Consider the following 13,402-nt stretch of genomic DNA (forward strand, 5'->3'; position numbering starts at 1 on the left):
ATGATCACACCATGCCTGTTATAGTAAAACGCTGGTATCAGCTGATATCCATATGTATTTCCAGTATGTTACTGGCAGCATGTGGACAAGCCCAATTGCCCTCTGGCCTGGTATATTGCAGCGAAGGTAATCCTGAGAGCTTTAACCCTCAATTGGTCACTTCAGGAACCACTATTGATGCAACGTCGCACCAAATATACAACCGTTTGGTCAATTACAGCCAAACTAAGGGCGATATCACCCCAGGGTTAGCCACCCAATGGCTGGTTTCAGAAGATGGATTAAGTTACCAATTTACCTTACGAGAGCATGTGAGTTTCCATAAAACTCATCACTTTACTCCCACAAGGGATCTCAATGCTGATGATGTACTGTTTTCGTTTAATCGAATCATAGATCCCTTACACCCATACCACTTAGTGAGTCGCACTGGGTATCCTTTTTTTCAAAGCATTGGGTTTGCAGAACTGATTGAATCCATTGAAAAGGTCAATGATCATCAAGTTATATTTCATTTAACCCGCAAAGATGCATCGTTTTTATCAAATTTGGCGACAGACTTTGCGGTGATATTATCTGCTGAGTACGGTTATCAATTATTAGCACAAGGAAAGCCTGAAAACATTGACTATTATGCCGTCGGCACGGGGCCTTTTCAGTTAAGTCAATATGTTAAAAATGAATATATTCGCTATAAAAAACACCCAGTTTATTGGGGGCCGACGGTAGAAATAGACCAGTTAGTCTTTGATATCACCCCAAGAAGCACCTCGCGGATCGCTAAACTCATTACCGGAGATTGCAGTGTATCGGCTCTGCCTAAAGCGGCCGAATTGGCGGTGTTGGCTCAACATCCTGATGTATTAGTTGATGCAAAACCAGGCCTAAACGTGTCATTTTGGGCGTTTAACACCCAAAACCCGCCTCTAGATGATGTTCGTGTTAGGCGTGCACTTGCTCATGCCATCGACAAACAGAATATTCTCGAGGCGGTGTATAACGATACCGCTGTTGAGGCCACTGGCGTTTTGCCACCCGCATCTTGGGCGTACTCAAAAAATTTATCTCCGAATGAATACAACCCACAAAAGGCAATTGAACTGCTAAAACAAGCAGGGATTAATCAATTGTCTATTGATGTCTGGGCCATGCCAGTTGCACGAATTTATAACCCTAGCGCGTTAAAAACAGCTGAACTTATCCAGGCAGATTTAGCCCGTATAGGCGTTAAACTCAATATCATTAGTTATGACTGGAGTGTGTTCACACAAAAGCTTTCAGCCTCTAATTACGACTCGGTATTAATTGGCTGGAATGCCGATAACAGTGATCCAGATAACTTTTTCACTCCGTTATTAAGCTGTGCGGCCTTGGCATCGAACAATAATCGCTCTCGATGGTGCCAAAAAGACTTTGAACATTTACTTACGCAAGCGCAAAGTGTGTCAACACAGCCTGAGCGTAAGGCCTTTTATCAGTCTGCTGAGGCCATCATTAGCGATCAGGTACCTATGGTTACCCTCGCCCACGCTAAAAAAATTGTGTTAAAGAAGAAAAACATAACTGCAATGCAAATTCGCCCATATGGCGGGATTTCATTTGCAAATACAATGCAAACCTCTGAGGAAAACGAATAAATGTGGCGTTACCTTTTTAGACGCATCACGCTATTTGTTGCCACATCCATGGTGATGATGGCTGTACTTTTTATTGCCACAGGATTATTCCCAGCAGACAAAGCTCATTCTTTGTCAGGTATTCAATATCCAACAGCTGAACAACAGCAGCAAATAGAGCAAGATTACCAGTTAAATGATAACGCGCTTTTGCAATTTACCGCCTATCTTCGCCAGAGATTATCTGGAAACTTAGGCATTTCGAGCAATTCACAGCAAGAAGTAGCCGGTGAGTTAGCATCCGTATTACCAGCCTCTTTCGAATTATCATTATTTTCTGGCTTTCTTGCGGTATTTTTGGGTGTCCCTATTGGTGTTATCGCTGCATTAAGCCGTAACAAAGCTATTCAGCATAGCATTTTAGCATTTACCTTAACGGGTTATTCTATTCCTGTATTTTGGCTTGGATTAACACTGGCCATGTGGTTTGGGGTTAATTTAGGCTGGCTCCCCATATCAGGACAAATCAACTTACTCTACGAAATTGAGCATGTTACCGGTTTTATGTTACTCGATACCTTATTGTCTGATTCCACTTATCGCATACCTGCTTTTCATGATGCATTACTGCATTTGATTTTACCTGCAGTAACCTTAGCGGTATTACCATTTACGCTTGTGGTGCGTATTACTCGACAAGCGGTTATTAGTGTCATGAACCAAACCTACATTCGAGCCGCAGAGGCTCGCGGGTTACATACTTTTAAAATATTAATCCGCCATGCCATGCCTAACGCGCTTATTCCTGTATTAAAAAGCATCGGGTTAATGCTTGGTTCGTTTGCCAGTTATGGCATTGTCGTTGAAGTTATCTTTTCCTGGCCTGGCGTTGGTAGTTGGCTAGTGTCGGGCATTTATCAGCGAGATTATACTGTGATTCAAGCTGGCATTTTATCGGTGTCACTTCTGATTATTTTCTTGAGCATTTTGATTGACCTAATGCATACCGCGATCAATCCGATGAGCCGAAAGGAATTATATGCCTCGCATTAAAATCTACCATGAAGATCATATCGATTCGCCAATGTGGCGAGTATGGCAAAGTTTTTCGTCAAATCCCTTTGCGTTAATGGGCTTATGGGCAGTAATTTTTTTATTGGTGTTGACCATTTTTGCTCCCTTCATTGCCCCCTACCCAGCAGAAGCACAAGATCAACAAGTACTGTTATTACCACCGTCTTGGGATCCTGCAGGCAAAGTAGAACACTTTTTAGGTACCGATGATTTAGGCCGTGATATTTTTAGCCGAATTTTACACGGGGTTCAATTAACGTTTGGCATGTCATTGTTAATTGTTGGAGCATCGTTATTTTTTGGATTCGTTATCGGTTCACTGTCAGGCATGATGCGTGGGATAAAATCAAGTGTATTAAGCCACTTGCTCGATGCATTGCTTTCTATCCCGTCATTATTGATGGCCATACTCGTGGTTGCAGTAATGGGGCCGGGTTTACAAAATGTGTTTTGGGGTGTCGGAATTGCGATGGTCCCACAATTTGTGAGGGTCATCCATCAAGCCGTTCATGAAGAGCTTCAAAAAGAATACGTTACTGCGGCTCGGTTAGACGGAGCAAATTCAGTACAAATTTTTTGGTACGTGATTATGCCTAATGTATGGGATGTGGTGATAATTCAAACCACTATGGCGATTTCGGCCGCCATACTCGACATTGCTGCACTGGGTTTTTTAAATTTAGGCGCTCAAGCACCAAGCCCAGAATGGGGGGCAATGGTTGCTCAAGGGCTTGATAATTTATTACTTGCACCTTGGACAGTCACTATCCCTGGGGTTGCCATCTTATTTACTGTATTGTCGGTAAATTTAGTCGGTGACGGTTTACGCTCTGCACTTGCCCCAATAAGAAACTAACTTATGCCATTACTCGACGTACGTAATCTCACCATTGAACTTGATACCGCTCAGGGCCGGGTAAAAGTGCTTGAAAAAGTGAGCCTTACCATTAACCCTGGTGAAATTCACGGACTGGTTGGCGAGTCAGGCTCAGGGAGAAGTTTACTGGCCAAAGCCATTTTAGGCGTTCTTGGCCCCAATTGGCATATCGTGGCCGATCGTATGATGTGGGACGGTAAAAACCTGTTAGAAATGAGCGCAAAAGAGCGTCGTAATTTAATGGGTTGCGATATGGCGATGATTTTTCAAGACCCATCTGGCAGCTTAGACCCAGTAAAAACAATTGGTAGTCAGTTGATAGAAGCCATGATGCCCAACAAGAGCGTCCCTTTTTGGCGCCGTGGCAGAGATACCTACTTAAACGCGCAGAAATGGCTACACAAAGTGGGCATCAAAAAACCAAAGCAATTGATGAAATGCTATCCATGGGAATTATCTGAAGGGGAATGTCAAAAAGTCATGATTGCAATGGCTGTTGCTAACCACCCAAGATTGCTTATTGCAGACGAACCCACCAACTCGATGGAGCTGAATACTCAGGCGCAAATTTTTAGGCTATTGTCACAATTAAATCAACTGCAAAATGTGTCGATATTATTGGTGAGCCATGAGCTAGAAATTATGGTGAATTGGTGTGACAACTTAACTATTTTATACAGCGGTCAGGTGATGGAGTCTGGGCCTGCTTCGGCAATGGCTGAATTACCTTATCATCCTTACACAAGAGCATTGTTAAAGAATTTGCCCGATCATACTCAAAAGATGCGCCATAAAACTGACCTACCTACCTTACAAGGTTCGTCACCATCGATGCAGCACTTACCCGCTGGCTGTCGACTCGGCCCGCGCTGCCCTGAAGCACAGCGTAAATGCGTAAAACAGCCTAACCTTGAGCAAAATAAAGGTCGCTATTTTGCCTGCCATTTCCCTTACCAAAGTGAGCAAGAAGATGACGACGCCATTGCTTAAAGTAAACGATTTGAGTAAACAATACATTACTGGCTATAAGCGATTTAAACCTCAATATTATCAAGCCTTATCTCCAGTGTCGTTTGAGCTCGAACGCGGTGAGACCATGGCCATAGTCGGATCTGTCGGTTCAGGAAAAAGCACATTAGCTCGATTATTGGTTGGTGCTGAACAACGCAGTGGCGGTGAGATATTTTTTGAAGGTGAAGCCTTAGAAACCCGCAACCAAAAACAGCGCTGTCGATTAATCAGGATGATTTTCCAGGATCCAACCACATCCCTTAATCCTCGATTATCAATTGGCAACTTGTTAAATGAGCCGTTACGTTTTAATACCACGCTCAATGCGCAAGAACGAAAAGACTTAGTGATTGAAACCTTGCGTAAAGTAGGATTATTACCAGAACATGCCGATTTTTATCCTCATATGATTTCAGAGGGGCAAAAACAACGTGTCGCTGTTGCACGTGCATTAATGCTCAACCCTAAAATCATTATTGCTGATGAAGCATTAACCGCACTGGATTTATCAGTGCGTTCGCAAATCATCAACTTATTGTTAAAATTACAAAAAGAAATGGGATTGTCGTATATTTTTGTATCGCACAATCTCAATATTGTCCGCCATGTCAGTGATAAAGTCATGGTGTTACAAAATGGGATTATGGTAGAAAAAACCACTACAGAGGCCCTGTTTAATTCGCCTCAACATGAATACACCCAACGACTCATTCAAGAACAAAGTCAATTTATGCAACGGCGCTAAACTGCTCCAACCACTGTGGTTTTACAGTGTTTTTGGTAAAAATCAGTGCCATTTAGGCGTCGAACTTATTATCCTAGAGCCAATGTTAAAGGAAGAAACCAAAATATGATTATTAAACCTAAGATCCGTGGCTTTATTTGTACAACAACTCACCCTGTAGGCTGTGAAGCCAATGTCAAAGAGCAAATTGAACTCACTAAAGCCAAAGGCAAAATAGCCAATGGCCCAAAAAAAGTCCTAGTTGTAGGTTCTTCTAGTGGTTATGGCTTGTCATCGCGTATTGCCTCTGCATTTGGTTGCGACGCTGCAACTATCGGCGTGTTTTTTGAAAAACCAAGTTCAGAAACCAAACCCGGTACCGCTGGCTGGTACAACACAGCGGCATTCGACAAATTTGCTAAAGCTGAAGGCTTATACTCTAAAAGCATTAACTGTGACGCATTTAGTCACGAAGCCAAGCAACAAGTCATTGAGCTGATTAAACAAGATTTAGGGCAAATCGACATGGTGGTGTATTCATTAGCCTCACCGGTACGAAAGCTTCCTGACACAGGTGAAGTGATCCGCTCATCACTTAAACCCATTGGCCAGACTTACACCGCAACCGCAGTAGATACCAATAAAAATACCATCATCGAAACGTCTGTAGAGCCTGCTACTGAGCAAGAAATTGCCGATACAGTCACCGTAATGGGTGGCCAGGATTGGGAATTATGGATGAGCGCGTTAAGTGATGCTGGCGTTTTAGCAGATGGCTGTAAAACCGTGGCTTATAGCTACATTGGTACCGAGTTAACCTGGCCAATATACTGGCACGGAGCATTAGGGCAAGCCAAGATGGATTTAGACCGTGCTGCACATGCGTTAAATTCTCAACTAGCAAAAACCGGTGGTTCAGCTAACGTTGCAGTATTAAAAAGCGTTGTGACACAAGCCAGCTCAGCTATTCCTGTTATGCCGCTTTATATCTCCATGGTATTCAAAAAAATGCGCCAAGAAGGCCTTCACGAAGGCTGTATGGAGCAAATTTACCGTATGTTTAGCGAACGTTTATATCGCAACGACGGTCAGGCTCCTGTTGTTGACAGCGAAAATCGTCTGCGTTTAGACGATTGGGAATTGCGTGAAGATATTCAGCAACATTGCCGTGATTTGTGGCCACAAGTGACCACAGAAAACCTGAGCGAATTAACCGATTACAATGAATACAAAGAAGAGTTTTTAAAACTGTTCGGTTTCGGTATTGAAGGTATTGATTATGACGCAGACGTTGATCCTAACGTGACATTTGATGTTATTGAGCTGTAATACCATTTCCATTAATTATGATGTAAATATCAATTAGCTTCAGGTTAAATCAAACCCGTTAACCATAAGCCGCAATGCACTGCATTGCGGCTTTTTTTGTATTTGAAATACCATTAACCCACCTTATACCATTTCCATTAATTATGTGACCAATCAGAGTCACTCAGACTGTTCAGTTTGAGGCGCATTGTTGAAATAATGGTTATTCCCTTCTAAGGCAATGCAACAAAGAAATGGACTGTCTGAGCGTCTCCTGCAAGGCGGGTTTCTGTGCCTTCTATGCTGCTTAATAGTATTTTGACGTAGAGCAACTATGCCTACAATCCTATTACTTGCCTAGAAGGCACAGAATTCCCGCTGAATGACCAGATAATTAGTGGAATTGGTATTAGTAGAATTACGCTATGTATGTTCAGGCGGTCGGCGAGATAGACAAAAAATAATGGCCAGTCGACACACAAAATCTATATTCCAATATTGAATTGAACAGGCAAAAAAAAGGGTTAAGCCTAATGACTTAACCCAAAGTAACACAAGGGATAAAAAGATGAAGTTACACTATTTTGTCTTTAAAGCATGTTTAGCTGCATTGTCGCCCGCGATGCGTCCAAAGACCACGGTATCGGCAATAGCATTACCACCTAAACGGTTATAACCATGAACGCCACCAGTGACTTCCCCTGCGGCAAATAAGCCCGAAATAGGTTTACTTTGAAGGTCGAGTACTGACGCCTCAGGGTTAATCGCTACACCGCCCATTGTGTGGTGAATACAGGAGCCACTTTAACGGCATAATATGGGCTTTGAGTCATGTTCAATGGCATGTCATCACGACCAAATGCATTGTCCTTTCCAGCGGCAACATAGCCATTATAATCACTTACGGTTTTAGCTAAATCAGCCACTTTCATACCGGTTTTTTCAGCTAATTTTTCAATCGTATCACCCTTGTAAAGCATGTTGAGGTGATCATAACCGCGTACCATTTTGGCTTTTTTGTATAACTGGTTATCAAAAATAAGCCATGCAAATTGACCAGGTTGTTTTAAAATGGCATCAGATGCTTTATCACGCGTGGTTAACTCACTAATAAAGCGATTACCGTCTTTATTTACCATGACAGCACCCACACCACGCACTGTTTCTGAAATCAAAATACGGCTATCTTTACCCACTGTTGGGTGAGCTTGAACCCAGTCAATATCTGTCATACTGGCACCAATTTCTTTTGCCAATAACACACCATCACCCGTTGCGGTAACGTTGTTTGAGCTGGTCATGTCTTTCATTGTTGGACGGTAATAAGCAATCATTTCTTTATTCATGCCGTAACCACCTGTTGCTAACACAACAGATTTAGCTGCGATCATGTAATAGCCGGTATGCTTACCATGAACAACTGCACCAACTACTGTATGATCATCATTAACAACTAACTTAACTACACGTGAATTTAAGCGTGTATCAATACCCTGAGCCTTGGTAGCTTGACGTAAGGTATCAATAATTTCAGGGCCTGAGCTCTTGCCACCGAGTGGACGATGAGTACGATCTACTCGTGCCCCGCCAGAGCGTTTAAGATCTTCTAGGTTTGCCCCTAACGACTCTAACCATTGCACACCCTCTGCCGACTGCTCAGCTAGAATGGTCACAAGCTTTTTATCATTTTGTTGGCGGCCACCTTTCATCGCATCTTCGATAAACCATTCAACACTATCTTCTACGCCATGATCTTTTTGCTGCTTAGTGCCTACAGCATTCATACCACCAGCTGAAATCATAGAGTTACCACCACTAAATGGTGCTTTTTCTACCAAAATAACATTGGCACCCGCTTGTTTTGCTGCTAATGACGCATTAAAACCAGCACTACCTGCACCAACAACTAAAACTTGGGTTGTTTCACGAGGACCGGCAGCAATGGCTTTTTGAATTTTTTCTTGATCCCAGCCATTATCCCAAGGCGCTTTCTTTTTCGCACCTGAGAATGGCATGTCTTTTTGATCAAACGAATGACACTCATTACAGTAGAACTTAGGTTCCTCATGACCTTTATGGCAACTGGTACAATTAATGTCACCTAAATGAGAATTGTGCGGATCAAACTGTAACTTGTCGTTGGCTAATTCGGCGTAATCACCATGGCATGATTTACATTGGGCATTCTCGTGAGTTTCACTGTCGCTCACATTAATCGGTTTAGTGTGGCAAGACTGACAACTGTCCATTTCAGCGTGAAAAGACGCCAAGTCATCAGACTTAGCCACCGCAGTACCAGAAGATAGCATCATCACTGCCATCGCCGAGACTAAGTATTTTAGTTTCATTGTTCATTTCCTTTTTTTATTGGATTTTACTTGCTTTGTTGACGGCAAGATTACTCATAAAGAGATATCCAAACTTAGACACTGGTCAAACTTGCTAAGTGGTTAAGTTTTTATGAAACCCTATTCAAACTTACTTAAAATACCCGCAAATATAATGGCCTGTGACTCACGTTCATGTTCACCATTACATAAGCCTTTAGCATTCATCCATGCTTTCTCGCTGACTCGAAAGCCAACTCATACAACAAACATTAACGAATGAGAAGAGATGACTATGAAAACCAATAAAAGCTTAATTTCTATAGCCTTACTATCTGCGCTATCAGTAATGTCGACAAATGTGTTCGCCGAATCACCTACGGCTTATGGCCGTTTAGATATCTCGATGACGAATTCTGAACACGGTTTTACCACCCAAAACAGAAAAGAAGGCACAGTGCTTGAAAACAATTTGAGTCGTGTTGGTGTTAAAGGTAGCGAAAAAATTAATGACGATTTACAACTGGTTTATCAAATGGAAGTTCAGGTAAACAGTGCGACAAACGAAGCCGATGATGAGGTATTTAGCGCCAGAAGTACTTATTAATCGCCACGATGGGGTTAAAAATGGACTTAACAATGATTAATGACTTTCCAATCTATTTTGCCATTGGCTTTGTCTGGCTGAGTTTTCACGCCTTACTGATATTAATCGCCGGACTTGTTATGAAAGCGCCATTAGCTTACATGGCTATTAGTAGCCAATGCTGTATTGGCGGTGCGGCATCAGCTCCTATTGTGGCTATGGCGTTTAATCGTCACTTAGCTCCCGTTGCGGTGATGTTTTCAGTATTTGGTTATGCCTGGGCTAATTATATGGTGTGGATTTGTGCAGAACTAATGCGCCATGTTCACCCTTAAAAAAACCATTTACCATAACGTCCAGACTAAATATCAAGGCTATAGCAAAGGTAAGTAGATATCGACTGAGTGCGCCTTGATACCTGACTCAGCAAACCCGCCAATATTGAGCCGTTCAAACATGAGTGGGCTATTGCGTAATGAGTATGGCTGCTCATTTAGCCAAATACGATAAAGGTAATCAACCCCAGCATGTAACAACGCATTGATATTGCTATTTTGTGTATCTGTTTTTACCGATAACTTTGCATAACGACCGGAGCTAATCACTTGGGTATATATGCCCTCCTGTGTTAACCCAGTTGATGCTAACCTCGAATACGTATTTTCATCAAGTGAGACCCCAATATCCATATGGTATGGCTTCGCTTGTGGCAAGCTGTGTACTAAGTTAAACGTACGACCGAGATTAGGCCCTATTGCATATTTTTGGCGCCATTGAATAAAGCGCTCAATAGTCTGAGGTAATGCGTTTTCTGGGCCATTGTGCGTAACGAAAGAAAGCGTTAAAGCATCCATTTGCACTATTTCAACATTTGCAGTGAGCATTGCATCCTGAGGTGACTCAAACGATTTAAGCGGTTGTTGTTTGGAAAAGAAATTATTCCAATCGGGCGCTTGCCTGAATGACTGTGGGCTTTGGCCAATACTAAGGGTAAACGAGTCAACAAAATCAGCTTCATTGTGATAACCCAAATTAGCTGCAATTGCCGCTAACGGCACTTGCTCACCAAACCCTAATTGATGGGCTGCCTGCAAGCTTTTAAGTAGTTCGACGTATTCTTCTATCGACAAACGGTATAGCGTGTAAAATAAGTGCTCAAAATGACATGTTGGCAGCTCTGCAATCCTTGCAAGGTTATCAATATCCAGTGGCGCTGCAATATTAGAATCGATATAGGCGAGTACTTTTTCAAATGCCTGATCAAGTTTATGGCCCACAACTTCTCCTTGTTTACAAAAATAAAAAGACCTAGACAGTATGCCTAGGTCTTTTGTTTATCACGAATAAAATACATTAATATTGAATTTAATGAGCTAGCTCGATTTATCCATACTGAACTCTCAAGCAGCTCAACTAATCATCTACTCGACAACAGGATATTCAATTTCAGCATCAGCTTTAAGTGTCGCGATAACCGCGCGGTAATCCGCTTCACTATATTGAGGTGCTAAACGTTGCTTAAGGGTGTTAATCAAGTTGTCATTAATCCCTTCTGCTTCATTAACTTTATCAAGCACAATAACCGCATAGCCAGTGGCTAATGCCGCAGTATCAATAGTGACGCTATTAGCAGCAGGTGCCGCAATTTTAAAAGCTTTGTCTGTAATAGCTTGATCGATCTCTTGGTTAAAACGACCCAACTTAGGTAATGCCGTTAATGTTGCGTCGGTTAATGTGTCGTTCCCTGCTTTTAACTCAGCCATGTATTGCGCTGCTTTTTCACGCGCACTTTCGTTAGCCTTGTCTTGTTTTAAGCGTTCAACGATACCGGCTTTAACATCCGCAAATGCCATTGTGCCAGCCATGTTATGTTGTTTCATGCGGATAACAACCACATGATTTGGCGCTAATTCAATCACATCACTGTTCATGCCGCTGGCCAAAACTTGGTCAGAAAATGCAGCTTTGATAAGTTCAGGATTATTAAACTTAGCAGGTACATTATCACGCGAGAAAAGCGCAGTGGTTTGAACTTTGCCGCCAACAGCTTGGGCCGTGTCAACTAAGGTATCTGGAATTTCATAGCTTGTGTCTGCAAGTTTACTTTGCAACCCATAGAATACATCTAAGGCTTTCTTTTCTTGCAATTGCGCTACAATTTTAGCTTTAACATCAGCAAACGCTGTCGCTTGGCTAGCTTGTAAGTCAAGTAGCTTAATAATGTGGTAACCAAATTCACTTTTAACCACTGGCGATACTTGATCTTGTTGCAAAGCAAATAATGCTTCATCAAAAGCAGCATCCATTACGCCCTGTTCAAACCAGTCTAATTGACCACCTTGCTGTGCACTCAATTGATCATCTGAATCAGTTTTAGCCACTTCAGCAAAATCTTCGCCTGCATTGAGTTTGGCAACTATGGCATCGGCTTTGGCTTTATCTGCATCGTCATCGTCTGTTGCTGCAACAAAAATGTGAGCGGCTAGGCGTTTTTCAGGTGTTTGGTATTGAGACTGATGTTCATCGTAGTACGCTTTAACTTCTTCGTCAGTGGTTTGGCTGCTTTTAGCCATGTCAGCAACGTTAAGTTCAACGTATTCTAAACTCACTTGCTCTGGGCTCATAAATTGAGCCAGGTTAGCATCATAATAAGTTTGTGCTTCTTCATCAGACACAGAAACGCTTGCTAAGTAAGGCGTAGAATCAACCACTAAATAACGAATATCACGGGTTTGACCTTGTACTTGCGCAAGTTGTTTTGCTTCACCGTCTAATACAAACTCACTACCAACAATGGCATTAAGCAGTTGTCGACGAGTCATATCAACGCGCATCATGTTTCTAAAGCTGGTTGTTTGATAACCTAATTGACGAAGTACAGCTAAATAGCGGTCGTTATCAAATTTACCATCTGTTTGAAAAGCAGGTTCTTCAATAATGGCTCTTTTGATTTGCTCATCTGATACACGCAAACCTAGTTTATTTGCAGCTTGATCAATTAATTTGTCAGCCACTAAACGGTCTAAAACACCTTGTTTTATGCCGTTCATGTAATTGTCGTCAGCGGCTAATGCATTAAACATTTCACCTAACTGTTGCTCAATACGTGAACGTTCATTTTGGAACGCATTTTCAAGATCGCTGGCGCTAACTTCTTCACCATTAACGATGGCAGCAGGAATACCAGTATTAGAGCCTAAATAGCTACTCACACCGGCAAAAGCAAAAGAAAGTATCACAAGCACAAGAATTGTTTTAGCAACAACGCCTTGTGATCCTTCACGGATTTTTTCTAACATCTGAATTCTCGCTTGTTGCGATTAATAAAATAAAAAGGCGCATCACCTTGTGGATGCGCCTTAATGTAAATTATATGGAGTTATCAGACGCTACCACGGGTATGACCCAATACTCCCAATATGTGTTATGGCGTGCATAACCATATTGCCTTTCGTAAAAAGCACCGCCTAAGCAGTGCTTGTATTACGAATGCCTTACAAAGGCTACGTTGCTAACGATTTAGTTAACAGCGTCTTTAAGCGCTTTGCCAGCTTTGAACGCAGGAATGTTCGCAGCAGCAATTTTAATTTCTTTACCCGTTTGTGGGTTACGGCCAGTACGCTCAGCACGTTGACGTACTTCAAATGTACCAAAACCAACTAGAGAAATCTTATCGCCTTCTTTAAGACCTTCAGTTACCGCAGCGATAAATGAGTCTAGTGCACGGCCAGCAGCAGCTTTAGAAATATCAGCACCAGATGCGATTTTCTCGATTAGTTCAGATTTGTTCATGTCATCCCCTTGAATGTTATTGTCGCGCCGCAACCAAATCCGTGTTTAGAGCGGTCTGCGGAGGCTTTATTGTAATAAGCTTGATAA

Annotated in this window: 11 protein-coding genes and 1 pseudogene; 8 read left to right on the forward strand and 4 right to left on the reverse strand. The window is 42.2% G+C overall.

Translation table 11 applies throughout. The features are described from left to right. Positions 1-11 precede the first annotated feature (11 nt). The 6 genes from K8B83_RS16060 to fabV all read left to right on the forward strand — a co-directional run bounded on the left by K8B83_RS16060 (position 12) and on the right by fabV (position 6,631). Positions 12-1,637, forward strand: coding sequence for an ABC transporter substrate-binding protein (locus tag K8B83_RS16060; protein WP_223418198.1), 1,626 nt, complete (start codon positions 12-14; stop codon positions 1,635-1,637). Then, a complete protein-coding gene (locus K8B83_RS16065) occupies positions 1,638-2,669 on the forward strand; it encodes an ABC transporter permease (protein WP_188739767.1) in 1,032 nt (343 codons plus the stop codon). Then, positions 2,656-3,546, forward strand: coding sequence for an ABC transporter permease subunit (locus K8B83_RS16070; protein WP_188739768.1), 891 nt, complete (start codon positions 2,656-2,658; stop codon positions 3,544-3,546). Before K8B83_RS16065 ends, K8B83_RS16070 begins: the two co-directional genes overlap by 14 nt. Positions 3,547-3,549: 3 nt before the next feature. Further along, positions 3,550-4,557 (forward strand): oligopeptide/dipeptide ABC transporter ATP-binding protein, encoded by a 1,008-nt coding sequence (locus K8B83_RS16075; protein WP_188739769.1) that lies wholly within the window; start codon positions 3,550-3,552, stop codon positions 4,555-4,557. Next, on the forward strand, positions 4,538-5,323 hold the full coding sequence (locus tag K8B83_RS16080; RefSeq protein WP_188739770.1) for a peptide ABC transporter ATP-binding protein: 786 nt from the start codon (positions 4,538-4,540) through the stop codon (positions 5,321-5,323). Before K8B83_RS16075 ends, K8B83_RS16080 begins: the two co-directional genes overlap by 20 nt. A 105-nt stretch (positions 5,324-5,428) precedes the next feature. Further along, positions 5,429-6,631: an enoyl-ACP reductase FabV gene (gene fabV / locus K8B83_RS16085; protein WP_223418199.1), complete on the forward strand. Its 1,203-nt coding sequence runs from the start codon at positions 5,429-5,431 to the stop codon at positions 6,629-6,631. A gap of 558 nt (positions 6,632-7,189) precedes the next feature. Here fabV and K8B83_RS16090 read toward each other — a convergent pair. Then, a pseudogene (locus K8B83_RS16090) lies at positions 7,190-8,958 on the reverse strand (flavocytochrome c). A 274-nt stretch (positions 8,959-9,232) separates the two neighbouring features. Between K8B83_RS16090 and K8B83_RS16095 the strand changes: the two are divergent. Further along, positions 9,233-9,544 (forward strand): porin, encoded by a 312-nt coding sequence (locus K8B83_RS16095; protein ID WP_223418201.1) that lies wholly within the window; start codon positions 9,233-9,235, stop codon positions 9,542-9,544. 20 nt (positions 9,545-9,564) lie between these two features. Beyond that, complete coding sequence (locus K8B83_RS16100; protein ID WP_263283550.1) at positions 9,565-9,858, forward strand: DUF819 family protein; 294 nt, start codon at positions 9,565-9,567, stop codon at positions 9,856-9,858. Positions 9,859-9,897: 39 nt separating this feature from the next. Here K8B83_RS16100 and K8B83_RS16105 read toward each other — a convergent pair whose 3' ends face one another. From K8B83_RS16105 to hupB, 3 genes are all read right to left on the reverse strand, one after another. Then, positions 9,898-10,800, reverse strand: a complete 903-nt coding sequence (locus tag K8B83_RS16105; protein ID WP_223418208.1) for an AraC family transcriptional regulator — start codon at positions 10,798-10,800, stop codon at positions 9,898-9,900. A 144-nt stretch (positions 10,801-10,944) separates the two neighbouring features. After that, on the reverse strand, positions 10,945-12,822 hold the full coding sequence (locus K8B83_RS16110) for a SurA N-terminal domain-containing protein (protein ID WP_223418210.1): 1,878 nt from the start codon (positions 12,820-12,822) through the stop codon (positions 10,945-10,947). A gap of 220 nt (positions 12,823-13,042) precedes the next feature. Beyond that, complete coding sequence (hupB, locus tag K8B83_RS16115) at positions 13,043-13,315, reverse strand: nucleoid-associated protein HU-beta (RefSeq protein ID WP_160053351.1); 273 nt, start codon at positions 13,313-13,315, stop codon at positions 13,043-13,045. Between the last annotated feature and the right edge of the window lie 87 nt (positions 13,316-13,402).

Origin of the sequence: Shewanella inventionis (genome assembly GCF_019931735.1) — a bacterium.
Lineage (GTDB): Bacteria > Pseudomonadota > Gammaproteobacteria > Enterobacterales > Shewanellaceae > Shewanella > Shewanella inventionis.

Bases quoted from the DNA above. Each gene is read 5' to 3' on its own strand.
- K8B83_RS16080 (WP_188739770.1), top strand. From the start codon at position 4,538: ATGACGACGCCATTGCTTAAAGTAAACGATTTGAGTAAACAATACATT.
- K8B83_RS16060 (WP_223418198.1), top strand. From the start codon at position 12: ATGCCTGTTATAGTAAAACGCTGGTATCAGCTGATATCCATATGTATT.
- K8B83_RS16075 (WP_188739769.1), top strand. From the start codon at position 3,550: ATGCCATTACTCGACGTACGTAATCTCACCATTGAACTTGATACCGCT.
- K8B83_RS16110 (WP_223418210.1), bottom strand. From the start codon at position 12,822: ATGTTAGAAAAAATCCGTGAAGGATCACAAGGCGTTGTTGCTAAAACA.
- K8B83_RS16070 (WP_188739768.1), top strand. From the start codon at position 2,656: ATGCCTCGCATTAAAATCTACCATGAAGATCATATCGATTCGCCAATG.
- K8B83_RS16100 (WP_263283550.1), top strand. From the start codon at position 9,565: ATGGACTTAACAATGATTAATGACTTTCCAATCTATTTTGCCATTGGC.
- K8B83_RS16065 (WP_188739767.1), top strand. From the start codon at position 1,638: ATGTGGCGTTACCTTTTTAGACGCATCACGCTATTTGTTGCCACATCC.
- K8B83_RS16095 (WP_223418201.1), top strand. From the start codon at position 9,233: ATGAAAACCAATAAAAGCTTAATTTCTATAGCCTTACTATCTGCGCTA.
- fabV (WP_223418199.1), top strand. From the start codon at position 5,429: ATGATTATTAAACCTAAGATCCGTGGCTTTATTTGTACAACAACTCAC.
- hupB (WP_160053351.1), bottom strand. From the start codon at position 13,315: ATGAACAAATCTGAACTAATCGAGAAAATCGCATCTGGTGCTGATATT.